General features: G+C 69.0%; 20 protein-coding genes, 1 tRNA gene and 1 pseudogene. 10 read left to right on the forward strand and 12 right to left on the reverse strand.

What is annotated here, in order from left to right:
- Window positions 1–89: 89 nt before the first annotated feature.
- Both ACFPZ3_RS05835 and mptB read left to right on the forward strand, forming a co-directional pair.
- Window positions 90–818, forward strand: coding sequence for a glycosyltransferase family 2 protein (locus ACFPZ3_RS05835; protein ID WP_379512902.1), 729 nt, complete (start codon window positions 90–92; stop codon window positions 816–818).
- Between the two features lie 613 nt (window positions 819–1,431).
- Window positions 1,432–2,826: pseudogene (mptB, locus tag ACFPZ3_RS70275) on the forward strand (polyprenol phosphomannose-dependent alpha 1,6 mannosyltransferase MptB); the annotation flags it as partial.
- 310 nt (window positions 2,827–3,136) lie between these two features.
- On the opposite strand, the gene ACFPZ3_RS05845 reads toward mptB, so the two are convergent.
- Window positions 3,137–5,593, reverse strand: coding sequence for a hypothetical protein (locus tag ACFPZ3_RS05845; protein ID WP_379512903.1), 2,457 nt, complete (start codon window positions 5,591–5,593; stop codon window positions 3,137–3,139).
- Between the two features lie 436 nt (window positions 5,594–6,029).
- On the opposite strand from ACFPZ3_RS05845, the gene ACFPZ3_RS05850 reads away from it, so the two are divergent.
- The 4 genes from ACFPZ3_RS05850 (at window position 6,030) to serS (ending at window position 10,740) form a co-directional block, all read left to right on the forward strand.
- Window positions 6,030–7,235, forward strand: coding sequence for a glycosyltransferase 87 family protein (locus ACFPZ3_RS05850; protein WP_379512904.1), 1,206 nt, complete (start codon window positions 6,030–6,032; stop codon window positions 7,233–7,235).
- A gap of 22 nt (window positions 7,236–7,257) precedes the next feature.
- Window positions 7,258–7,677, forward strand: coding sequence for a DUF4446 family protein (locus ACFPZ3_RS05855; protein ID WP_379512905.1), 420 nt, complete (start codon window positions 7,258–7,260; stop codon window positions 7,675–7,677).
- A 366-nt stretch (window positions 7,678–8,043) separates the two neighbouring features.
- Window positions 8,044–8,964 (forward strand): prephenate dehydratase, encoded by a 921-nt coding sequence (pheA, locus tag ACFPZ3_RS05860; RefSeq protein ID WP_379512906.1) that lies wholly within the window; start codon window positions 8,044–8,046, stop codon window positions 8,962–8,964.
- 510 nt (window positions 8,965–9,474) lie between these two features.
- Complete coding sequence (gene serS / locus ACFPZ3_RS05865) at window positions 9,475–10,740, forward strand: serine--tRNA ligase (RefSeq protein WP_379512907.1); 1,266 nt, start codon at window positions 9,475–9,477, stop codon at window positions 10,738–10,740.
- On the opposite strand, the gene ACFPZ3_RS05870 is transcribed toward serS, so the two are convergent.
- Both ACFPZ3_RS05870 and ACFPZ3_RS05875 read right to left on the reverse strand, forming a co-directional pair.
- On the reverse strand, window positions 10,701–12,062 hold the full coding sequence (locus ACFPZ3_RS05870; RefSeq protein WP_379512908.1) for a hypothetical protein: 1,362 nt from the start codon (window positions 12,060–12,062) through the stop codon (window positions 10,701–10,703). The two genes, serS and ACFPZ3_RS05870, sit on opposite strands and share 40 nt — an antisense overlap.
- A 176-nt stretch (window positions 12,063–12,238) precedes the next feature.
- Complete coding sequence (locus tag ACFPZ3_RS05875) at window positions 12,239–12,442, reverse strand: cold-shock protein (protein WP_043619750.1); 204 nt, start codon at window positions 12,440–12,442, stop codon at window positions 12,239–12,241.
- A gap of 250 nt (window positions 12,443–12,692) precedes the next feature.
- On the opposite strand from ACFPZ3_RS05875, the gene ACFPZ3_RS05880 reads away from it, so the two are divergent.
- The gene (locus ACFPZ3_RS05880; protein ID WP_379512909.1) at window positions 12,693–13,463 is read left to right on the forward strand and encodes a Cof-type HAD-IIB family hydrolase; all 771 of its coding nucleotides are present in this window, start codon (window positions 12,693–12,695) and stop codon (window positions 13,461–13,463) included.
- A 90-nt stretch (window positions 13,464–13,553) separates the two neighbouring features.
- Here ACFPZ3_RS05880 and ACFPZ3_RS05885 read toward each other — a convergent pair whose 3' ends face one another.
- Window positions 13,554–14,069 carry a bacterial proteasome activator family protein gene (locus ACFPZ3_RS05885; RefSeq protein WP_379512910.1) on the reverse strand — a complete coding sequence of 172 codons (516 nt, stop codon included), beginning with the start codon at window positions 14,067–14,069 and terminating at the stop codon, window positions 13,554–13,556.
- Between the two features lie 5 nt (window positions 14,070–14,074).
- Window positions 14,075–15,031 (reverse strand): NAD(P)H-quinone oxidoreductase, encoded by a 957-nt coding sequence (locus tag ACFPZ3_RS05890; RefSeq protein WP_379512911.1) that lies wholly within the window; start codon window positions 15,029–15,031, stop codon window positions 14,075–14,077.
- A gap of 114 nt (window positions 15,032–15,145) precedes the next feature.
- Between ACFPZ3_RS05890 and ACFPZ3_RS05895 the strand changes: the two genes are divergently transcribed.
- Window positions 15,146–17,383 (forward strand): nucleotide-binding protein, encoded by a 2,238-nt coding sequence (locus ACFPZ3_RS05895; protein WP_379512912.1) that lies wholly within the window; start codon window positions 15,146–15,148, stop codon window positions 17,381–17,383.
- A gap of 1 nt (window position 17,384) precedes the next feature.
- Here the strand turns inward: ACFPZ3_RS05895 and ACFPZ3_RS05900 are convergent.
- Window positions 17,385–17,471 (reverse strand) — tRNA-Ser (locus ACFPZ3_RS05900).
- A 24-nt stretch (window positions 17,472–17,495) separates the two neighbouring features.
- On the opposite strand from ACFPZ3_RS05900, the gene ACFPZ3_RS05905 reads away from it, so the two are divergent.
- Entirely contained in the window at window positions 17,496–17,849 is a 354-nt protein-coding gene (locus ACFPZ3_RS05905) for an STAS domain-containing protein (RefSeq protein ID WP_379512913.1), read from the forward strand.
- Window positions 17,850–17,877: 28 nt separating this feature from the next.
- Here ACFPZ3_RS05905 and ACFPZ3_RS05910 read toward each other — a convergent pair whose 3' ends face one another.
- The 6 genes from ACFPZ3_RS05910 to ACFPZ3_RS05935 are packed head-to-tail and all read right to left on the reverse strand — an operon-like array spanning window position 17,878 to window position 22,493.
- The gene (locus tag ACFPZ3_RS05910) at window positions 17,878–18,717 is read right to left on the reverse strand and encodes an NUDIX domain-containing protein (protein ID WP_379512914.1); all 840 of its coding nucleotides are present in this window, start codon (window positions 18,715–18,717) and stop codon (window positions 17,878–17,880) included.
- 12 nt (window positions 18,718–18,729) lie between these two features.
- The gene (locus ACFPZ3_RS05915) at window positions 18,730–19,455 is read right to left on the reverse strand and encodes a M15 family metallopeptidase (protein ID WP_379512915.1); all 726 of its coding nucleotides are present in this window, start codon (window positions 19,453–19,455) and stop codon (window positions 18,730–18,732) included.
- Between the two features lie 29 nt (window positions 19,456–19,484).
- Window positions 19,485–19,961 (reverse strand): universal stress protein, encoded by a 477-nt coding sequence (locus tag ACFPZ3_RS05920; protein ID WP_379512916.1) that lies wholly within the window; start codon window positions 19,959–19,961, stop codon window positions 19,485–19,487.
- 14 nt (window positions 19,962–19,975) lie between these two features.
- Complete coding sequence (locus tag ACFPZ3_RS05925) at window positions 19,976–20,212, reverse strand: hypothetical protein (RefSeq protein ID WP_379512917.1); 237 nt, start codon at window positions 20,210–20,212, stop codon at window positions 19,976–19,978.
- Complete coding sequence (locus ACFPZ3_RS05930) at window positions 20,209–20,640, reverse strand: hypothetical protein (protein ID WP_379512918.1); 432 nt, start codon at window positions 20,638–20,640, stop codon at window positions 20,209–20,211. Before ACFPZ3_RS05930 ends, ACFPZ3_RS05925 begins: the two co-directional genes overlap by 4 nt.
- Window positions 20,640–22,493 carry an MDR family MFS transporter gene (locus ACFPZ3_RS05935; RefSeq protein WP_379512919.1) on the reverse strand — a complete coding sequence of 618 codons (1,854 nt, stop codon included), beginning with the start codon at window positions 22,491–22,493 and terminating at the stop codon, window positions 20,640–20,642. The genes ACFPZ3_RS05930 and ACFPZ3_RS05935 overlap by 1 nt, the downstream gene beginning before the upstream one ends.
- 49 nt (window positions 22,494–22,542) lie before the next feature.
- Between ACFPZ3_RS05935 and ACFPZ3_RS05940 the strand changes: the two genes are divergently transcribed.
- Complete coding sequence (locus tag ACFPZ3_RS05940; protein WP_379512920.1) at window positions 22,543–23,103, forward strand: TetR/AcrR family transcriptional regulator; 561 nt, start codon at window positions 22,543–22,545, stop codon at window positions 23,101–23,103.
- Window positions 23,104–23,113 lie beyond the last annotated feature (10 nt).

Raw genomic sequence — 23,113 nt, forward strand, 5'->3', positions numbered from 1 at the left:
GGCGGTTCCTCGTACGGCGGTTCCTCGTACGGCGGTTCCTCGTACGGCGGCCTCTCGTACGGCGGTCTCCCGTGTGGCGGTGAGGGGCGATGAGCGGCGACACCGCCGTCATCATCCCCGCCGCCAACGAGGCTGACCGCATCGCGGCCACCGTCAAGGCGGCCGCGGCTCTGCCGGGCGTGGACCTCGTCGTGGTCGTGGACGACGGCTCGTCGGACCAGACCGGCAGGGTGGCGCGCGCGGCCGGCGCCCGGGTGGTGCGGCACAGCCGCAACAGGGGCAAGGCCGCCGCGATGGAGACGGGCGCCGAGGCGGTCCGCCTCCTCGACGAGGACGGCACTCCTCGCCACCTCCTCTTCCTCGACGCCGACCTGGGCGAAACCGCCCAGGCCGCCGCTCCCCTCATCGAGCCTGTACGCGAGGGGAAGGCCGACATGACCATCGCCGTCTTCGCCACCAGGGTGAAGCTCGGGGGGCACGGCTTAGTCGTACGGCTGTCGAAAGAGGGCATCCGCCGGGCCACCGGCTTCAATCCTGCCCAGCCGCTCAACGGGCAGCGCTGCCTCACCAGGGCGGCCTTCGAGGCTGCCCGGCCGCTGGCGCACGGGTTCGGGGTGGAGACGGCGCTGACGATCGACCTGTTGCGTAAGAGGTTCCGGATCGCTGAGGTCGAGGTGGAGATGGCGCACCGGGCCACGGGGACGGACTGGCGGGCGCAGCTTCATCGGGCGCGGCAGTTGCGGGATGTGGCGCTGGCGCTGGCCGTACGGGAGCCTGTGGTCGCACAGAACCTCAACAAGCTCCGACCCAGACGCTGACCCTCGTTCTTCACCTTTCAGGTCCTGAGGGTCGAGGTCTTCGGAGACTGCTGTCGAGGTCGGTTACCGAGGTTGCCGAGGCTGGTGCTGACGGCGAGGTTGAGGCCAACGTTGAGGTCGGCGCTGACGTCCAGCCCGACGCCGAGCCCGACGTCCAGTCCGACGTCCAGCCCGACGTCCAGCCCGACGCCGAGATCGACGCCGAGCCCGACGTCCAGTCCGACGTCCAGCCCGACGCCGAGTCCGACGCCGAGATCGACGCCGAGCCCGACGTCCAGCCCGACGCCGAGATCGACGCCGAGATCGAGGTCGGTCGCCGAGGGCGGTCGCCAAGACCGATGCCGACGCCGGTTACCGTGGCCGGTTGGCTAGGCCGTTGGCAGGGCTTTCAGAGCCCAGGTGCGGGTTATCCACAGGCCGCCAGCTCTGAGGATGGTTATCCACAGGGAGGTGTGCTCCGGCCAAAGGCATCCCGCAAGTGTGCTGGAATTTCCCGGTGACTTCGGAGACGCGGCACGAAAAGGCACGAGGCTGGCTGACCGGGCTGGCCACGGCGGCGATCGGCGCCTCGATCCTGCTGACGATCGTCATCGGCCTCCTGGGCCCCTCTCCGATGATCCCCGCCTTGACCGGCCCGGCCTGGCACCCGCCCTACTCTCTCGACCTCGGCCCCGAGCCCCACCTGGTGATCGCCCTCGCAGCCACCGCCCTCATCCTCGGCGGCCTGGGCCTCCTCACCGCCCTACTGGCGATCCGTGGCCTCGACAGACCTGACCGCATCCCTCCGAGCAGCACCGCCCCCGGGCAGGGTGATTCGTCCGGCCTGAGCCCGAGCGACGGCCTCCCCACACCGGGCCGTGATCCCGACTCCGGTGTTTCTACGTTCGGATCGGTCGACCTCCCTGCATCGGGCCGTGATCCCGACCCTGGCGTTTCTGCGTCCGGATCGCTCGATCTCTCTGCATCGGGCCATGATCCCGGCGCTGGCGTTTCCGCGTCCGGGTCGACGGGCCTCCCTGCACCGGGCCGGGATTCAGACTCCGGAGTTTCTCCGTCCGGATCGACTGACCTCCCCGGACCGGATCGTGATCCCGGCGCTGGCGTTTCCGCGCCCGGGTCGGCCGGCCTCCCTGGCGCGCCCAGTCGTTGGCGGCGCCTGTGGGCACCGGGCACCCCGTGGCTGCCGAGCGCACGGTTGCTGGTGCTGGTCGGCTGTATGGCCGCCGCCGTCCTGACGTTCCTGCCTCCCTCGGGCTCCGCCGATCACCTCAACTACGCCGCGTACGGCCGCATGGTGACACTGGGCCTCAATCCGTACACTCACGGCGCGGTCGATCTCCCGGGCGACCGCATTGCGGCCGCGGTCGAGAAACCGTGGCGTGAGGAGCCGAGCGTCTACGGTCCGGTGGCCACGGCGTTGCAGGCGGTCGCGAGCTGGATCGGCGGCGACTCGCTCCGGCTGACGATATTCGTGCTGGCCCTGTTCAACGCCGCCGCGTTCATAGCGACGGGCCTGCTCATAGACCGTTTCACCAGAGACGACCCCGCCAGACGGCTGCGTGCGGCCCTGTTGTGGACGGCCAACCCCCTCCTGCTCTACCAACTGGTCGCGGGCATGCACGTGGACACGCTCGCCATCGCCTGCATGGTCGCCGCGCTCCTGGCCAGGAGCCGCCCCGTGGGCTCCGGCGTCCTGCTCGGGCTGGGGGTGGCGATCAAGGTCAACGCCGGCCTGGTGGCCCTGGGCCCAGCCTGGGAGCTACGCCGCCGGCCCGCCCGCCTGGCGCTCATGGCGGCGTGCGCGGTCGTCGTCGTGGTGGTGGGGTACGCGATCGTCGGCCCGGACGCGATCGCACCGATGACCCGTACGAGCAAGTCGATCTCCCACGCTTCGTTCTGGAAGCTCGTCCAGCGCGGGCTCCAGATCACGGTCGGCACCGGAAGCGCCTACCGGGGGGAGATCCAGATCGGCTCGCTCCTGGTGCTCGCCCTCATCGCATGGTCCCTGCTCCGCCTGGCCTCGCTCACGGGCCGGGCAAACGCGGGAGGTCTGGACGCTGCGCGAGGAGGACGGTCAGGAGCGCATGCGTCGTTGAGCCATGGGCGTGGTGGGGGGCTGGAGGCGCCGGTCGTGGCCGTGGGGCTGGTGGTGGCGTACTTGTTCGCCACGCCGTACATCCTGCCCTGGTACGACGGGCTGGCGTTCGGGCTGCTGGTGCTGGTCGGGGCGTCCGCGCTGGACGGGTTCGTGGTGGTGCACCTGCTGGTCCTGTCGCTCGCGTACCTGCCCGCCAGGGTGGACGGGCAGCCGTCCGACCTCAACTGGCTGAGTTCCGTGGTTCGGCCTCAGCTCGCCTGGGTCCTGCTTGCTCTGACTGCGGTGCTGGTCGTGTGGGCGCGGCGAGCTGCAGGGCGCGAACGCAGGCGGCAAGAGTCAGCGGTACGGCCACCGTTAGCGCCATAGCGGGGATGGCGATGCCCGAGTCGTTCATGAGGAACCCGACGAAGGCACATGTGAGGGCGCCGAACAGGCCCGCTCTGAGCGTCGGGGCCAGGTTGTACGCCTGGCCGAGGGACGAGGCGCCCCAGCGTGAGGGGCGGGCTAGCACCAGGAACAGGAAGGCCAGCGCGACCAGCGAGAGGAGGGTCAGTGACCAGTTGCCCACGGTTACGCCGATCATGGCGCCGAACTTTCGGCCGACGACGGTCCACGCCTGACCGTCGATGATCTGCTGCACGAAGTTGCCCAGGTGGGTTCGTTCGGTGTCGGGGCGCAACCAGTCGAAGACGGAAAGGGCGCCCACGAGCCCGGCTCCGATCAGGCCCACGAGCAGGAGCCTCAGCAGGGATACGCGTTGGCCGGAGAGCAGCATGAGGAAGACGGCCAAGCCGATCACGAACGCCGGAACACCACCGAAGTCCGCACCCCAAGAGGGCCACCCATCCGCGAAGACCGCGAGTCCCCCGTACAACGCGCACAACGTCACGACCACGACCCTGGAAATCCCCCTGCCGAGCAGCCACTGAGCCACCCCCGCCAGGCCGAGGAGGGTGCCCGTCGCGTACACGGCGAAGGCGATGTTGCTGAAGCCGTAGAACCGCCCACCGGTCACGGGCTCATAGCCGGTTACGGCGTTCACCTGCAGTTTGGAGCCCGTCATGACGTCGAGGAGGAGGGCGAGCGAGGTGACGGCGGCGACGACGGTGAGGGGGCCGAGCACGTGAGCACGCCAGGGGCCGCCGAAGGCGACGGCCGTGATGAGCCCGGCGATGGCGAGGATCGTCACGATCACCGACAGCATGGGCACCGGGAGGGTCCACCAGGGCACCAGCTGAGCCAGGAAGGTGGAGACGGCAGTGGCACCACTGACCACTGCGACGACCTGAACGGCCACGAGCAGCTTGGAGGTACTCGCATGCCCCAAGCCAGCGTCGACCGGGAAGGCCGACGGCTCCGACGGTGCGCCGGCCTGGCTTGATGCGTTCGGGGGTGTGCCGGTCGAGGCCGATGCCAGGGGCGTGCCGGTGGAGGCCGATGCGTTCAGGGGCGTGTCGGTCGAGGCCGACGGGTCTGACGGTGAGCTGGTCGAGGCCGACGGATCTGGCGGCGTGCCGGTGCCGGTTGGAGTTGATGGGCCTGGAAGGGCGTTGGCTGAGATTGAGTGATCCGCAGGGGTGCTGGTTGAGGCCGTGGGGTCCGCAGGGGTGCTGTCGGCTGAGGGGTCTGTAGGGGGGCTGGTTGAGGGGGATGGCCGGGTTGAGCGGCGGCGGCGGAGGGCTAGGGCGGCCCAGGCGTAGAAGAGGAGTTGGACGGTGACCAGGACCGCGAAGAACGGGCCGCGTACCTCTCGGAGGACCTGGCTGGCCAGGTCTCCGTCCGCCAGTTCGCTCACCGTGCCGGACGGTGTGGCAGGGGCTGCGCCGCCGGGTTGCCAGGGGCGGCCGACCACTGCTCGTGAGGCGGGCAGGCCCAGGAGCTGGATGGTGGTGGCGGTGAGGTCGGTGATCGCGACCAGGGCGTCTTGGCGGGTGGAGGTGGCGGTGAGGTAGCCGTGCGGGTACGGCTGGCCGGTCGGGGAAGGGCCGGTGGCGATCGCCACGTGGAGGTGGGCGTTCGGGGTCACGTCCGAGACGCCTGCCACGAGGACGGTGGTGTTGGCGGGGAGCTGGGCGGTCAGGGCGCCGATCTGCTGGTCCGCCCGCGTCACCGCCGCCTGGCGGGCGGCGGTGGAAAGGGAGGTGGGTACGCCGTACTCGTCGAGGGGTTGCTTCATCCAGGCGTTCGCGAGGTCGCCGGCTTCGAGGACGATCAGGTTGTAGGGGGTTGGGTCGCCTAGGGCATCAGGAGTGGGGGCGTATTTGGCGATATTTCCGGACTTGTCGGCTGCCGCCAGGGCGGCGCCCGGGCCGATGGCGGCGACCTTGCCGCCGTTGTCCGCGACGAGTTGGCCCAGCGTGCCGAGCTGGGCGTCGTAGCCGGTTTCTGACTGGTACGCGGCCAGGGTGCGCCAGTCCGGGACCGTGGCGCCGCTTTGTCCGGTGGTGGGCTGCGGGGCGGGGGGTGGTGGGCAGCCTTCGCCCGGCGTACCGGCTCGTTGGCCTGCCGAGACGGTCAGCCAACCGGCTGTGGGGCAGGTGATGCCACGGTCGGGGGGCGGTACGGCTCGGGTCGACAGGGATGCCGAGGCGCCTTGGGCCACGAGGCGCCACAGGTTGGGGGTGCGCTTCTCGTTCAGGTCGCTCCACTCGAGACCGGGGACGCCGATGAGGGCCACTCGTCCTTGAGGCGCGCCCGGGGTTTGTTCCTGGAGGGTGAGGGCGGCTCGTGCCTGCAGTGTGGCTGGGCTCTGTACGTGGGGCGTGGTCGGGGCTTGTCCCTGGGATGCGAGGGCGCGTTGTCGGGGGGTGGCCGACGTTTGTTCCTGGAGGGTGAGGGCGGCGTGTTTTGGCGTGGCAGGGGCGTTTGTTGTGCGGGTGTTGGTGGAGGTCGGTTGGGTGGATGTGGATGTGGATGTGGCGAATGTGGATGCGGTGGCGGTGGTGGTGAGGAAGGGGGTGAGGGTCAGGGTTAGGAGGATGGTGGTGAGGGGTCGGCCGAGGCGGTGGCGCCTCCCGTACTGGCGCTGAGGCGGGCACGGTGTGGCGTTCGGCATGTACGGACCCCCAGTGTGTGCCCCTCGATCAACAACAGCCACGGTAACGTGCCACACCGTGACAAGTGGCGAGGTGCGGGTGATACGGCGGCAGTGGTGGGTGTGGGCGATCGTGGCGCTCGTCGTCGTGGTGGCAGTGGCGCCGTTGGTGTACACGTGGCTCACCAACCCGGACGACCAGCGATTGGTTGACCTGGACGTTTACCGTACCGGGGGGCAGATGCTCCTCGACGGGCGGCCGGTGTACGACTATGTGACGCCCGCGCCGCAGTTGTTGCCGTTCACGTATCCGCCCGTCGCCGCGATGCTGGCCGTGGCGCTGGCCGGGATGTCCTGGGGGACCGCGCAGTGGGTGTGGACGGCCGGGATCTTCGTGGCGTTGGCCGTGACGGTGGGGTTCTCCTTCCGGGGGGTGCTGGGGAGGGAGGAGCTGAGGAAGTACGCGCCGTGGGTGTTCGGGGCGCTCATGGTGGCGTGCGCGTACCTGATGCCGATCAGGGACCAGGTGCGGTTCGGGCAGGTGGACATTCTGCTGGTCGCGCTGTGCCTGGTGGACGTTGTGGCTCGGCGGCCCTGGTGGCCTCGTGGGTTTCTCATCGGGCTGGCGACGGCCGTCAAGCTGACTCCTGGTGTGTTCCTGATCTATCTGCTGGTCACCAGGCAGTGGCGGACTTTCTTCATGGCGGCGTTCGCGGCGGCGGTGCTCACGTTGCTGCCGTTCGCGGTGATTCCGCAGGACGCGGCCGGCTTCTGGTTCTCGGCGCTGCTCGATCCCGAACGCCTCGGCGCGAACGCGGCCACTACCAACCAGTCGATTCGAGGCATGCTGATCCGGCTGTACATGCCCGACCTGCTGACGTTCGCGATCTGGGCGGTGATTGTGGCGGCGGTCGGGTGGTACGGGTTCCGGGGGGCGCGGGATGCGTACAAGGCGGGTGATTCCGTTACGGCGGTCGCGCTCGTCGGGCTGATGGCGGTGTTGCTGTCGCCGGTCGCCTGGATCCATCACCTGGCCTGGGTGGTCGTGGTGCTCGCGGCGATCGTGGGCGACGGGCGCGATCCGGTGCGGCTGCGGGTGGCGGCGGGGGTGTGGCTGTTCTATGTGGTGCCGGTTCCCTGGTGGGGGGTTTCGCTGAAGGCGGCCGACATTCCGGGGGTCAGCCTGGTGCTGGGGAAGATCGTTCAGAACGGGTTCGGGCTGGGGGCGTTGGCGCTGGTGTGGTTGTTGGTGTCCTGGCTGCCGAAACGGCGGAACTTGGCTTGACCGAACCATTACCCTCAGTGCCGTGCTCGTTACCACATGGGTGATCGTGGGTGTCGTCGCCGGGGTCAGTGGCGTACTGATCGGTTATCTGGCGCTGCGGCAGGCCAGAGCCACGGTTGAGGACTGTCAGCGGATGCTCTCCCGGCAGATCAGCGAGGGCCGGGGTGATCTCAAGGCCATCAGGGATGTGGCCGTGTGCCGCTACGACGCGCTCTCGGAGATGACCGGGCGGTTGTCGTTCTCGGTGGCGATGATCAATGGGCTGGGGGATGGGATCGTGCTGACGTCCATCAATGGGCGTAGTGAGACGCGTACGTACGTGCGGCCTGTGGTGGGCGGCAAGGGGCAGCAGGAGTTGTCGCCGGAGGAGGAAGAGGCGGTGCGGGCGGCGAGGCTGGGGCTCGGGCCGCTGGTCGCCTCCAAGGTTTCCGAGTCGTTCTGACTGTTGGCCGTCCCCTTGGGTTGCTCCCAGGCGTTCGGTGGGGTCGCGGTGGGGCGGTCGTCTCGGACCCCACTGGGAGCGGTGGGAGCGGTCGTTTCGGGTCCCGGCAGGAGTGGTCGTTTCGGGTCTCGGCGGGAGCGGTCGTCTCGGGCCTCAGTGGGAGCGGTGGGAGCGGTCGTTTCGGGTCCCGGCAGGAGTGGTCGTTTCGGATCTCGGCGGGAGCGGGGCTGGCGTCGTTTTGGGTGCTTGTGAGGGGTGGGCGCCGGGATGGTGGGGGATTCTGGGGGTACGTCGTGACGCGGGCCTGCGGATACGCCGTCGGGTGAAAGGGCCGCGGGGTTGTCCACCTGCGGATACTCTGTATGCATGCCCAGACTCGCCTATCTCGGACCGGAAGGCACCTTCACCGAAGAGGCCCTGCGGCTCCTCGACCCCACAGCCGAGCGGCTGCCCTGCGCCACCGTGAGTGCCGCGCTCAACGCCGCCCGCGCCGGTGACGCTGACGGTGCCGTGGTGCCGCTCGAAAACTCCATCGAGGGCGCGATCACCACGACGCTCGACGAGTTCGCCTGGGGCGAGCCGTTGCTGATCACCGCTGAGCTGCTGCTCCCTGTGCAGTTCTCGCTGCTGGCTCGGCCGGACACTGAGATTCCCCACATCAAGCGGGTCTACACGCATCCGGCGGCCATCACCCAGTGCCGCGCCTTCATCTCCCGCGAGCTGCCCGACGCCGTCGTGGTGTCCGCCCCTTCGACGGCGGCCGCGGCGCAGGAGGTCTCGCTGCCCGGTTCCCCGTACGACGCCGCCATCGCCGCCCGTATCGCCGGCGAGCACTACGGGCTGGTGGAGCTGGTCACCGACATCGGTGACAGATCCGACACCGTGACCAGGTTCGTCAAGGTCGGGCGCCCAGGAACGCTCCCGGCTCCGACCGGCTCCGACCGCACCACGCTCGTGGTCTTCCTGGCCGACGACCACCCGGGCGCGCTGCTGGAGATGCTGACCGAGTTCTCGGTGCGGGGGGTCAACCTGACGCGCATCGAGTCGCGGCCTACCGGTGACGGGATCGGGCGTTACTACTTCCACTTCGACTTCGAGGGGCACGTCGCCGACGCCCGGGTCGGGGAGGCCATCGCCGGGCTGCACCGGATCTGTGGCGAGGTGCGCTTCCTCGGCAGCTATCCCCGGGCCGACGGCATCGCGCCGCAGATCAAGCGGGGCACGTCTGACACGGAGTTCGCGGAGGCCGGCGACTGGCTGGCCAAAGTCCGGGCCGGGAAGGTCTGAGGGCGACCGGGTACGCGACACGCGTAGGGTCACATTTAGCGGACGTGGGCCTGATTCTGCGGTCTTGTGGCGGGCGGACCCGGGCTTGACTCGGCGGTCTCGTGGCGGGCGGGTGCCAACTTGACCCGATGGTCTCATGGTGGGCGTGTGCCGACTTGGCGGGGCAGTCCGATGGCGCGGGCATGTCGGTTGAGCGGGCGGTCCGATGCTGGGCGCGTGTCGGCCTGACTTGGGTGGTCCGGTGGCGGGCGTTCCTCGATGGTGGCGCGTGTCAGCTGACCGGGCGGTCGGATGGCGCGGGCGTGTCGGTTGGCCGGGCGGGGCGGATGGCGGGCGTGTGTCGGCCTGGCCGGGTGGTCCGATGCTGGGTGGGTCTGGTCGTCCGCATGGTGAGGTTGATGGGTGCTTGCTGGTGCTTCGGCTGGGAAATCCGGGTGGTGGTGGGGCAGCGCGCGGAAGCCGGGGGAAATACGGGGGCGGGGCGCTTCCGTACGCCGGTAGCCTTTCCTTGTGATTGACCTGCGTACCCTTCGTGAGGACCCCGACCGGCTACGGGCGTCGCAGCGTGCCCGCGGTGAGGACGACTCCGTCGTCGACACGCTGCTCGACCTCGACGAGCGTCGTCGATCGGCGCTGACCTCGTTCGAGTCTCTGCGCGCCGAGCAGAAGAGTATGGGCAAGTCGGTCTCCAAGGCGCAGGGCGAGGAGAAGGCCGCGCTGCTCCAGCGGGCCAAGGAGCTCGCGAGCCAGGTCAAGACCGCTGAGTCCGAGGCCGAGAAGCTGGCGGTCGAGCTGGACGAGGTGCTCCAGACGGTGCCCAACATCGTCGAGGAGGACGCTCCGGCCGGCGGTGAGGACGACTATGTGGTGCTCGAGACGGTCGGCGAGCCCCGGGTGTTCGACTTCGAGCCGAAGGACCACCTGGAGCTGGGCGAGGCGCTCGACTGCATCGACATGGAGCGCGGCGCCAAGGTGTCGGGTTCGCGCTTCTTCTTCCTCAAGGGCGTCGGCGCGCGGCTGCAGCTCGGCCTGCTGAACATGGCGATGCAGCAGGCGATCGCGGCCGGGTTCACGCCGATGGTCGTGCCGGTGCTCGTCAAGCCGGAGACCATGCAGGGCACCGGCTTCCACGTGGCCCACGACAAGGAGATCTACCGGCTGCCTGACGACGACCTCTACCTGGTCGGCACCTCGGAGGTGTCGCTGGCCGGCTACCACTCCCAGGAGATCCTCAACGCCGACGACCTGCCGCTGCGCTACGCGGGCTGGTCGACGTGCTTCCGCCGCGAGGCGGGCTCGTACGGCAAGGACACCAGGGGCATCATCCGGGTGCACCAGTTCGAGAAGATCGAGATGTTCTCGTACGTGCGGCCAGAGGACGCCCACGAGGAGCACAAGCGCCTGCTCGCCTGGGAGAAGGAGATGCTGGCCAAGATCGAGGTCCCGTACCGGATCATCGACACGGCGGCGGGTGACCTCGGCATGTCGGCGGCGCGCAAGTACGACTGTGAGGCGTGGATCCCCACCCAGGGCCGCTACCGCGAGCTGACCTCGACCTCCAACTGCACCGAGTTCCAGGCCCGCAGGCTCGCCGTCCGCTACCGCGACAAGGACGGCAAGCCCCAGCACCTGGCCACGCTCAACGGCACGCTGGCCACGACCCGCTGGATCGTGGCCATCCTGGAGAACCACCAGCAGGCCGACGGCTCGGTGGTGGTTCCCGAGGCGCTGCGCCCCTATGTGGGGCTCGACGTGCTGGAGCCGTCGAAGAAGTAGGGGTTCGCGCGGCGGGCGTCGTTCCTGATGAGGACGGCGCTCGCCAGCAGGACCAGCGCGGTCAGGAGAACGGCGATCGCGACGGCGAGTGTGTACGACTCCGGCGTGCCCGCTGACCAGCCTGCGAACGGCAGGTAGACGCTCGCGTACACGAGGGGCGAGGCGAGTATCCCGACGGTTGTGGGCACGGGCCGTGCCTTGCCCGCGAACGTCAGCACGAGACACACCACCGTGCCCACCAGGACGGCGAGCAGGCCAAGGCCGACCAGTGGGAGCAGGTCCGTGTCGGCATACGGGACGTATTCGCCCATGGACACCACCTCGCCGCCGTTGAGCACGGCCAGCAGACCCAGGCAGGCGGCCACCGCGAAGCCCGTGTAGACGCGGCTGAACTGGCGCAGTCCAGCCCAGACGCCCCCGAACAGCATGCACACTGCCAGGAAGAGCGCCACGCGCCACTCGGAGTCCACGTTCACCTCGGCCGGCTCCGAGGCCCCTGGCCAGCCCACGCGCCGCCATGTGCCGGAGGTGTCGCGGACCACGATGCCGTCCAGGCCGTTCGCCACGACGACGACGTGGCCGCCTGGCCGGGCCTGTACGGCGAGGGCCGTGGAACGCGGTTCGAAGGGTCGATCGTGCTGCCTGGTCAGCCGCTCCAGGTCGTCCCCTGAAAGCTTCCACGACGATCGCCACGTACGGCCGCCGTCGTCCGACTCCTCCACGGCCATCCGGCCCTTGACCACCTGGTAGCACCGTGTGGCCTGCGCGGGCGCGCATTGGGCGCTCTGCGGCTGCCTGGTCCGCTCGCCGCTCACCGAGGACCAGGTGCGTCCGCCGTCATCGGAGACCAAGCTCGTCCGGCTGTCCGTGTAAACGCTGATCCGGCCGCTCTTGCCCACCTCCACGGCCTCGGCGGACACAGTCGGACCCGTGCCCGAGGTGGCGGTGACCGCGAACACGGTCAGTGGCATCATCACGACGACCAGCCACCGGGGGGAGAGGTGGACGCTGTGCCCGCGTACCCACCAGGCCAGGGCGAGGGCAGGCAGGGCGAGGAGGTCCGTAGGATCGGCCAGGACGCGCGATGGACCCCCTACGAGGGTCCAGGCTTGGGAAGCGAGTTCCGCGCCCGTCTCCGTGCTCTTCACGAGCGCGAAGAGCACCCCCGTGAGTACGGTCGCCGCCAGATCGGCCCGCCGCCAGAACAGCAGGGCCACCAGCGCGGGTGCCACGACGAGTCCGGCGACGTCGCTGAGCTTGCCCGTGACGATCCCCGGCCAGGCTTGTTTGAGCAGGTGGTCGTTGATCAGCAGCACCAACACCCCGGCGACAGTCACGGGGTGGCATAACCACGCGTACCTCATACACAGCTCGACTGGTCGGAGGCACCCGGAGGTTCAAGGATTGTGTGAGTCGAGTCACAGCCGTGACCAAGCCGACACAAGCAAAAGACCGGAGCCCGCTGGAAGCGAACCCCGGTCTATCTAGCTGCTACAGGTCAGATGGCCCGGACCTGAGAGGCCTGCGGCCCCTTCTGGCCTTGCGTGATCTCGAACTCGACCCGCTGGCCGTCTTCAAGGCTGCGGTAGCCGTTGCCGACGATCTCGGAGAAGTGCACGAACACGTCCGGCGCACCGCCGTCCGGGGCGATGAAGCCGAAGCCCTTCTCGGCGTTGAACCACTTGACGGTTCCCTGAGCCATAAAAGCTCTCCCTCAGGATGTGAATCTATGGGATCCACACCTCGTGGATCCCGGTGTGTCGTACAGCAAGCACCCGGGGTGGCTCAGACAAAGTCATGCTGGTTTTCACTACGGGATCAGCTAATACAACGCCATCACATCTAACACCATTCTGGAGCGTTGGTGTTCCCGTCCCAACGAAGATTTCTGTCAAGCGGCATCACCGAGCAAACTGGAACCTGTTATGCAGAGCCTTCCCGCACCGCGCCTAGTGGCCACCGACCTCGACGGAACCGCGTTGCGCACCGACGGAACCGTGTCTCCCCGCACGGTCGCCGCCTTCGGCAAAGTCGAGGAATCGGGGTCTGTGCTGGCGTTCGTGACAGGACGTCCGCCCCGGTGGATGGGCGGGGTGGTCAGTGCCGTACGTCACCATGGCCTCGCCATCTGTGCGAACGGAGCGCTGATCTACGATCTCCATACCGAACGGATAGTGGAATCTCACCTGATCGCCATCGACGTACTCCAGGAAGTGGTCGATCAGCTAAGAGCGAACGTGTCAGATCTCGTATTTTCGGTCGAGTATGAAGCCGGTTTTGCGCATGAGTCGGATTTCCTGCTCGCCGGCTTGGACCGCGCCGCGGGAGCGGCAAGGGTCGACTCGGTGACCTCTCGGCCGTGCGCCAAGTTGCTCGCACTCCACCCGGTCATGGGCGCCGATGAGCTACAGGCCGCGGTGGACGAACTGGTGGGTCATCTGGTGACGGCCACGCACTCCAGTCGCAGGGGTCTGATCGAGATGAGCGCTCAGGGCGTGACGAAGGCGACGGCCCTGGCGGCGCTGGCCGGGCAGCACGAGATCAAGCCTTCGCAGACCGTGGCCTTCGGTGACATGCCGAACGACCTGCCCATGCTGAGCTGGGCAGGCACGTCGTACGCGGTCGCCAACGCGCACCCCGACGTGCTGGCGGCGGTCGATCACGTGACCACGACCAACGACGACGACGGTGTCGCCCGAGTGATCGAGGAGCTCTTCGGTTGACCGCGGCAGGCGCTTGTGCCGCTACCGGTGACCTCAACCCACGACAGGCGCTTGCGCCGCTACGGGTTCCGCAGCGGGCGCATGCGCCGGCTACAGGTAGGGCCCGGTGCCGCCGTGCGGCCGCCCCTGCGTCTCGTCCGGGGGCACCCCGGGCAGTGCCCTGCGCATCTGCTCCAACTGGGCACGGGCGGCCATCTGCTGCGCGAACAGCGTGGTCTGGATGCCGTGGAACAACCCCTCCAGCCACCCGACGAGCTGGGCGTGCGCGATGCGCAGCTCTGCCTCGCTCGGCGGTGTGCCGTTCTCGTCGGTGAACGGGAGCGAGAGCCGCTCCAGCTCGTCGACCAGCTCCGGCGCCAGACCGTCCTCGAGCTCCTTGATGGAGGACTCGTGGATCTCCTTCAACCGCTTGCGGCTGGCCTCGTCGAGGGGAGCCGCGCGGACCTCTTCGAGGAGCTGGCGGATCATGCTGCCGATGCGCATCACCTTGGCGGGCTGCTCGACCAGGTTGGTGACCGATCGATCATCTTCGCCTTTATCGCCCTGACCTTGGAAGTCGGGGCCCACCACCACGATGTGGGGGGTGTTGTTGTCCTCAGCATTCATAACACTCACCGTACTAGCAGGATCTTGCCGACGTGCTCTCCTGAATCCAACATTCGGTGAGCTTCGGCGGCTTCGGACATGGGGACTTCCGCGTGTACGACAGGGCGCACGGCACCGGCCCCGACCAGGGGCCAGACGTTGTCGACGACGCTGCGTACGATGACGCCCTTCTCGTCCACGGGACGCGAGCGGAGCGCGGTGGCGTGCACGGAGGCGCGCTTGGCGAGCAGGGCGCCCAGGTCGAGCTCGGCCTTGCGGCCGCCCTGGAGCCCGATGACCACGAGCCGGCCGCCGGTCTTGAGCGCGCGTACGTTGCCCGCCAGGTATTTCGCGCCCATGATGTCGAGGATGACGTCGGCCCGAACCTTGTCGGCGAAGTCCTCCTCGCGGTAGTTGATCACCTCGTCGGCGCCCAGCTCCCTGACCCGGTCGGCCTTGGCGGCCGAGCCGACGGTCGTGACGACGTGCGCGCCGAGCGCCTTGGCGAGCTGCACCGCGAACGTGCCGATCCCGCTGGCCCCGCCGTGCACCAGCAGCGTCTCGCCCCTGCGCAGCCGGCCGACCATGAACACGTTGGACCAGACGGTGCACGCCACCTCCGGCAGCCCCGCGGCCTCCCGCAGGGACACCCTGTCGGGTACGGGCATGACCTGCTGCCAGGGCACGGCTACGCGCTCGGCGTAACCGCCGCCGCCGAGCAGCGCGCACACCTGGTCACCCGGGGTGAACTGCTCCACGTCCGTCCCGACCGCGGCCACCACCCCCGAGACCTCCAGCCCCGGGTACGGTGGCGCGCCGGGCGGAGGTTCGTACAGTCCCTGTCGTTGCATGACGTCGGCACGATTCACCGCCGAGGCGGTCACGTCGATGAGCACGTCGCCCCGCTCGACGTGCGGATCCGGCACCTCGCGCCACTCCAGCACTTCCGGTCCGCCTGGCCTGGCGATCTCAATGGCTCGCATGCGAACCACGGTAGCCGGGCAAAGAAGTTGTGGGTTGCCGGGCTGCGCGGTAACCGGTGGCGTTAACCTGCAATGTATTTGCTGCCCCTTTAGACCCACCCGAGGGGGAACACGGTGGCAAGACACGATCGAGAAGAATCTCTCGAGGAACAGCTGGCCTGGCTCGACGCGATCAAGGAGACGGACGACGCGCCCGTTCCTGTCGGCGCCTCGGCTGCTTCCGTCGAGGAGGCGGTCGCTTCGCCGTACCCTCAGGACCCCTGGTCTCTGGTGCCTCAGCACGATACGCCGACGCCGCCGCTGTTTCGCGCGGCCGTCGACTCCGTGTACGGCGCTGCGGCGGCCGAGGACGTGCCCGAGGCGGAGAGCGAGGCCGGGGAGTGGCTCGGGAGGGCCGCCGTCAAGGAGGAGCCCCCGCCGCAGAGGCCGGAGGACCCCTTCCACGCCCCGCTGAAGCCCTTGCCGCGGCCGGACGACACCGACACCTACGCGCTGTCGTTCACGCCGCCTGAGCAGGTCCAGGACAAGGCCCTCGACAAGGCCCAGGAGAAGGCTCCTGAGCAGGCCCCGGTGGAGTCGCAGGTGCCCGAATGGGCGCGGGAGCCGGCTGAGACCGAGGAGACGCGGCGCCACGAATGGGCACGGGAGCCGGCCGAGGCCGAGGAGACGCGGCGGCCCGAGTCGGCCGCCGTGGAGAGCCCCCGCGTGGAGGAGGAACCGCCCGCGGAGCGCGAGCCGGGCGCCTGGGCGGACACCCAGCCGCGTAATGAGCGTCCGAAATTGGTGGACGAGCCTCTCCCGCCCGTCGACTCGTCGATGACGCTGCCGCACACCGACCGCTCGTTGTGGTCGGAGTCGTCGGACCCGCTCCCGAAGACCGAGCGCCCGCAGCAGCGGACCGACCCGGAGGTCCACCTCCAGGAACCGGAGCAGCGCCCGGCATGGGCCGAGCAGCAGCCGGAGCAACCTCAGCGGTCGGAAAGCCGGTCGGAAAGCCGGTCGGAAAGCCGGTCGGAAGGCCGGACGGAAAGCCGGCCGGAGGAGCGCCCGGAGCGGTCAGAGGAGCCGCCTGAGCGCCCGCAGTGGACGGAGCAGCCGGAGCGCCCGCAGTGGACCGAGCAAGAGCCTGAGCGTCCGCAGTGGGCGGAGGAGCAGCAGGAGCGCCCGCAGTGGGCGGAGCAACAGGCAGAGCGTCCGCAGTGGGCCGAGCAGCAGGAGCGCCCGCAGTGGGGCGAGCGGGAGCCTGAGCGCCCGCAGTGGAACGAGCAGCCGGAATCGCCCCAGTGGCGAGAGCAGCGGACCGAGCAGCACGAGTGGCGCCCCGCCGAGCGGGAGATCCCGCCGACGCCGCACCCCCGCCGCCGCCCGGCCCCCATCCCGGTCTTCACGGCCTCGCCCAGACCTCCGGTAACCGGCCGCCCGACCGCCGAGAGCCTCGACCCGGAGTCCCTGCTACGCGGACGGCGTAACGCCCCCTCCAAGGGCTGGCGCCGCATCATCTACAAGGCGTCCGGCGGCTGGATCAAGCCGGGCGAGCCCCCGGAGGTGCGCCGCCGCAGAGAGCTCATCGGCAGGGCCCGCACCCCGGTCACCGCGGGACACCACCGTGTGGCAGTGCTGAGCCTGAAGGGCGGTGTGGGCAAGACCACGACCACGGTCGGCCTCGGCGCCACTCTGGCCCAGATGCGCGGCGACCGCGTCATCGCCGTGGACGCCAACCCCGACCGCGGCACCCTGTCGGACAAGCTCGTCCTGGAGACCTCGGCCACCGTACGCGACCTGCTCAACGAGCGTGACCAGGTCAAGCGGTACGTGGACATCAGGGCGTTCACCTCGCAGGCCTCCTCCAGGCTGGAGGTGCTGGCCTCCGACCGCGACCCGTCGGTCTCCGAGGCGTTCAGCGGCTCCGACTACCAGGACATCTCGCAGGTGCTGGAGAACTTCTACTCGATCTGCATCACCGACTGCGGCACCGGGCTGCTGCACTCCGCCATGGGCGGCGTGCTCGGGCTGGCCGACCAGATCGTGCTGGTCAGCTCCCCGTCCGTGGACGGCGCCAGGGCGGCCTCGGCGACGCTCGACTGGCTGGAGGCGCACCACTACGGCGACCTGGTGAAGAACGCCACCGTCGTGTTGTGCAGCGTCAGGCCCCGGTCGAAGTCGGCGGTGGACATCAAGAAGCTGGAGGCCCATTTCGCCGCCAGGAGCCGCGCGGTGATCCGGGTGCCGTATGACCCGCATCTGGAGGAGGGCGCGGAGATCGACCTCGACCGGCTCCAGGAGTCGACCAGGGAGGCCTACCTGCAGCTCGCCGCCTGCGTGGGCGACGGGTTCGCGGGGCTTCGCGACTGAGCGGAGGGTGTGGGATTCGAACCCACGAGGCCATCGCTGACCTGGCCGCTTTCAAGGCGGCTGCACTCGTCCACTATGCGAACCCTCCCGTGCGGAAACCACGATAGCGGCTGTGGTGACAGGGGTGTACGTTCAGGTGGTGGCGGATCTCAGCGTCGAGGTGCAACGCGGCGAGTGCGACGCGCTCGTGCGGCTCACCGGTGATCTTGACAAGCTGACGGCCCCGCTGCTGAAGGACAGCTTGGTGACGTTGTTCGCCGAGGGCCGGGTGGAGATCGTGATCGATGCCGGCGAGCTCGATTTCTGCGACTCCAGTGGCCTGTGGGTCCTGGTGGAGCACCAGCGCAGGGTCTCCGAGCACGCCGGGACGTTAGGCATCGTGGGCGTGCACGGCGTGTTACAGCGCGTGCTCGACGTGACCGGGCTCAAGGCCGCCTTCGACCGTGTGGTGCCCGCCGAGATCTAAGAGCTGGGACAGCAGCCATTTCGGGGATCTAGAGCTGGGACAGCAGCCATTTCGGGCCCACGGTCTCGGCGCCCAGCTCGCCGACCCGCTCCTTCAGTCCTCGGTCCGCGGTGACGACGAGCACCCGCTCCCAGGGCTTGCACTGGCGTACGACATCGACGATCGCGTCGTCGCCACTGCCGGTGGCGGCCACCACCTGGATCCCCGGCACGGCGGGCGCGCTCCTGGCCGCCCCCTCCACGACCGCGACCATCCGCGGATACCACTGCGCCAGCACCGGATGCGCCAGCCGCAGCACCGAGACGTCGTGCAGCAGCCGCGTGGCGGCCCCCAGCCGGTCGTTCCACCAGCCGCGCTCGGCCCGCGCGCCGACGATGTTGGCCACGTCGAGCACGAGGGTCTCCGGCCTGATCGCGCCCTGGACCTGGTCCCAGGTGGCGGCGAAGCCGGGGTGCAGCTTCCGCTCGGTCACCTCGGGCAGCGCGATCCAGCGCAGCTCGGTGCTCTCGCGGTTGGCCGGCGCCGCGGCCAGCAGCTCGGCCGACTCGGCGATCACCGTCTCGAACGCCCACCCGCCGTGGTCGTCGAGGTAGACGCCCTGCACCCGCAGCTCTTCGCCGCCGAGCGCGGCCTCCTCGTGGGCCTCGCGCAGCGCGCCGGTGACCGCGTCCTCGTGGCTGTCGCGCGCCCCGCCGGGCAGGCCCCAGGTGCCGCCGTGGTGGCTCCACCAGGAGCGTTTCTGCATGAGCACGTACGGGACGCCGAGATCGTCATGATGTACGACGAGGAGCCCGGATGCACCGTGGATGCCCCAATGCCGGTGGCCTTGGGAGCACTCGGTCCAGCCGTCGCCGTCCTTAGCCGTCATGAGGGGATTCTCTCAGCCTCCGCCCTTGGAGAAATGCTGGAAGTCCTTGGCCCCTGACCAGTAGCCGCCCCACTCCCAGCCGACCTTGGCAAAGGCCTTGACGACCTTGTCACCAGGGTTTATCACACCTTTACCGTTCATTGGGCGCTTGGTGAATTTCTTGGCGTTTTGGTGTGCGGTGCTACCGCTTGCGGTGACATAGGGGTTCTGGAGGGGATTGATGTCTATCGCTTCCCCGTAAGCGTGGTTCGACCAATTGCTCGATCCGGTCGCCCGGCGGCAGTTGAAGGCCGAGGTGTTGTTGACGTCGATCGAGTCGTAGTCGTCCGCCTTGAACGCGTCCACCAGCTTCATCTGTTTGATGGGCCAGCGCCAGTCGTACAACTTCTTGAAGACCGTCTCGATGTCGTCGGTAACCGTCTTGCGCACGACCAGCTCGCCGGTGTGCGGCTTGTTGTCGAAGCCCCAGTACGACAGGGTGATCAGCCGCAGGTCCCGATAGTGCACGGGACAGCCGGGCTGCCATGAGTACGGCAGCCGGTCGCGGGAGACCTGCGAGACCTTCGAGGTGAAGGCGGGCGGGGCCGTCGGGCTGGGCTCGGCCGTGGCGGGCACGGGCGTGGGCGATTGCGGCGTCTCGTGGACAGGAGCCGACGTCGCGGGCGAGGCGGCCGGTTCCCCGGCGCCGCACGAAACGGACGCGAGCACCACGAACGCCATGGCGGTAGCACGTTTCATCTGGCCACCATATGCGACGTCCGCCCTGGTCAGGGGACTATCAGCACGGTACGGCGAGCCCGTTTCGCCAGACCGGCGGAAACCGAGCCGCGCCAGGTGGACCGCGACCGCCCCACCACGATCGCGTCCGCCATGTATGCGCTGGCCAGCGTCTCCAGCTCTCTGGCCGTGTCGCCGCGCACGCTGACGAACTGCCAGGGAACGCCGGCGCCGCGCAACTCATCCCTGAGGTCCTCCGTCAGATCGGCCCCCGAGTCGGGAATGATCGGCGACCCGGCGAAGAACCAGAGAGCCGCGGTGTTGAGCGACTCCACGAAGGCGATGAGCAGCGCGGCGTTGTCCCTCCGGGCGAGCCCGGCCGCGTACGCGAGAGCGTTGCGGCTCGGGTCCGATCCGTCGAAGCCCACGACGAGCAGGCCGGCGCCGTCCTTGCCGATCTCGAACTGACCGGCGGGGAGCTTGCCTGCCAGCGGCTCCCACCGCGGGTCTGTGCCACTGCCGAACACGGCATTTCTCGCCGTCAGGCGTCGGCGTGCTTGCCGCGGTGGGCCAGTTCACGCAGGGTGTCGGCCGCGTAGACCACGAGGGCCACGAACGAGAGACCGGCGATCGCGCCGCCGAGCCACAGGTCGTTGATCGTCGCGTCCACGTACGTCGCCCCGCGAGGCTGGTAGCCGACCGCGAACGGCGCGGCGACCAGCCACAGGCCACCGAGGAACAGCAGCACCAAGGCGAAAACGCCCAGCTTGGCCTTCATCGGGTCTCCTCCACTCCGACCAGGGAAGTCTTGCCGTTCTGACGGTGCTCGCCACCGCTGGAACGGGAACCGGTGTTCAAGTCCTCACGCAGTGCCTCGACGAGCGGCGCCAGCAGAGTGGCCAGCTCGGCGGAGGACGCCTGCGGCGCGGCGACGGCCACGGGCTCGGGCTCCGGCTCGACCTTGCGCGGCTTCGGCGCCACCAGCTCGCGCACCACGAGCTCTTCATAGATGGCCGTCACGAACGCGATCGCTCCCACGAGCCCCACGACCGCCACGCCGAGACCGGTGAAGAACTCGGACTGGGTGGCGTTCGTCCAATCGGCCTCCTCCGGCTGGGTGCCGAGGGCGAAGGGCGCGATCATCTGCCACAGCCCGGCCAGGATGGCCAGGGCCGAGGCGACGGCGCCCACAAACTTGCGAATCATTACGAGATTCCTCCTGTTACGAGGTCTTTCTGTGGTGGCGTGGCCTGCGCGATCAGAGCGCGCGAGGTGGGCCGCAACACGTCCTGCGCGACCGATCTCGCCCGCTCGCGCTCTGAGCGCTCGTCAGGCGGCGCCAGTTTGGCGACCGCGCTCAGCAGCGCGGTGCGCTCGCCGTTCAGCCGCTCGATGCGCTGGGCGATGAGCTCCAGCAGGAGACCGGCCAGCACCATGTCGTCCTTGTTGAGCGGCTTGGTCTCAGGGACCGCGGGCGCTCCCGAGCCGCGCAGCGGCAGTTCCTTGAGGAAGAGCGCGGCCACGAAGCCGAGCAGCGCGATGGGCACGCCCACCATGAACACGGTCTCAAGACCGCGCGTGAACGCCTCCAGCACGATGTTCTTGATCGGCCCCGGCAACGCCTGGATGGCGGCCGGGCTGCCGAGCTTGACGTCCGCGCCGCCGGGCAGCGAGATGTGCTGCTCGACGACCATCTTGGCGATCTCGTCCTTGAGCCGGCTGGTCAGGATCGCGCCGAACGCGGCCACGCCGACGGCGCCGCCCAGCGACCGGAAGAACGACACGCCCGACGTGGTCGAGGCCATGTCGCGCAGTTCGGAGCCGTTCTGGGCGGCCAGGATGAGCATCTGCATGGACAGGCCGAGCCCGGTGCCCAGCACCGCCACGTCGATTCCGATGAGCCACTCGCTGGAGTCCACGTGCAGCCTGGACAGCAGGAACAACCCGACGGCCACGATGAGCAGGCCCATGACCGGGAAGATCTTCCATCGTCCGGTCTGGGTGACGATCTTGCCGGAGATCACGCCGGCCAGGAACAGCGCCACCACCATGGGCAGTGTCATCAGTCCCGAGTTGGTCGGGCTGAGCCCCTTGACGATCTGCAGGTACTGCGGCAGGTAGATCATCGCACCGAACATCGCCATGCCGACGAACAGCGAGGCGAGGCCGGTGAGCACGAACGTGGGGTTGCGGAACAGCCGCGGCGGCAGGATCGGGTTGCGCGCGGTCCGCTCGGAGAGCACCGCGAGGGCCAGCATGAGCAGCGCCGTGGCGGCCAGGAAATAGGTCCAGAACGAGTTCCACTCGAACTCGTTGCCCCCCAGCGTCAGCAGCAGCATGAGCGCGCTCGCGCTGGCCGTGATCGTCGTGGCGCCCCAGATGTCGATCGAGGTGCTGCGCTTGACCTTCTCCAGCTTCAGTACCTTCTGGATCACGATGAAGGACACCAGCGCGAACGGCACGACCACGTAGAAGCACCAGCGCCAGCCCAGCCAGTCGGCGTCCACGATGAACCCGCCCAGCAACGGTCCCGCGACCGTGGAGATGCCGAAAACGGCTCCCATGTAGCCGGAGTATCGGCCGCGCTCGCGGGGCGAGACGATGTCACCCAGGATCACCTGGGCCAGAGCCGACAAACCACCTACACCCAGGCCCTGTATGGCACGCGCGGCGATGAGTTGCCCCATGTTCTGGGACAGACCCGCCACCAGCGAGGCCGCGACGAACAGCCCCAACGCGGTCTGGAAGAGCAGCTTGCGCCCGAAGACGTCGGACAGCTTGCCCCACAACGGCGTGGACACCGTCATCGTCAGCATGGTCGCGCTAGCGACCCATGAATACTGGTCCTGCCCGCCTAGTTCCCCCACGATCGTCGGCAGCGCGGTGCCCACCACAGAAGTCGAGATCATCGACGTGAGCATCGCGAGCATCAGCCCGGACATGACCTCGAGGATTTCGCGGTGGGAGTAGTGCCGCTTCGCGGGAGATGCGGCCTGTGCCTGGGTTACCAAGACAGCACATCCCCTTCTTACAGATTTATCCGACTTGAGTATACGCATGTTTACTAGCCGCGCGGTAAGTGGGGTGTGCGTTGAGTAGAGTGCGGGCATGAACCCCCAGGTGACTGAGGCCCGGCCACGCGACCGTGAGGCCACCCGGGAACGGATCTTGGCGGCGGCTCGCAGCCTCTTCGGCGAGCAGGGCTACGAACAGGTGACCGTACGGATGATCGCGGCGGCGGCCGAGGCCAACATCGCCCTGGTGGGCCGCTACTTCGGGTCCAAGGCGGGGCTCTTCGCCGCGGTCCTGCACGGTGAGCCGACCTTCAGCGCCCTGTTCGAGGGCGCCAGGGAGGACCTGCCGCGGCGGCTGGCGGAATACGCGGCGGAGCGCATGTGGCATCCGCCGGACAGCCCGATCCTGCGCGCGCTCGAACGTTCGGCCGGCCACCCGGAGATTCAGGCGGTGGCCAGGGAGCGGCTGATCACGGCGGTGCTCAAGCCGCTGGAGGCCACGCTCGGCGGGCCCGACGCGCACGCGCGCGCCCGCGTGGCCACCGCGGTCTTCCTCGGCATCGGCGCCACGCCCCCCCGCCTCGGCCCCGAGGAGCCCACGCCCGCCGACATCGACCGCCTGACCGCCGTCTTCGAGGCGTGCCTGGCCGGCTGAAAGTTTCAGC

It is taken from the genome of Nonomuraea insulae (assembly GCF_042656245.1).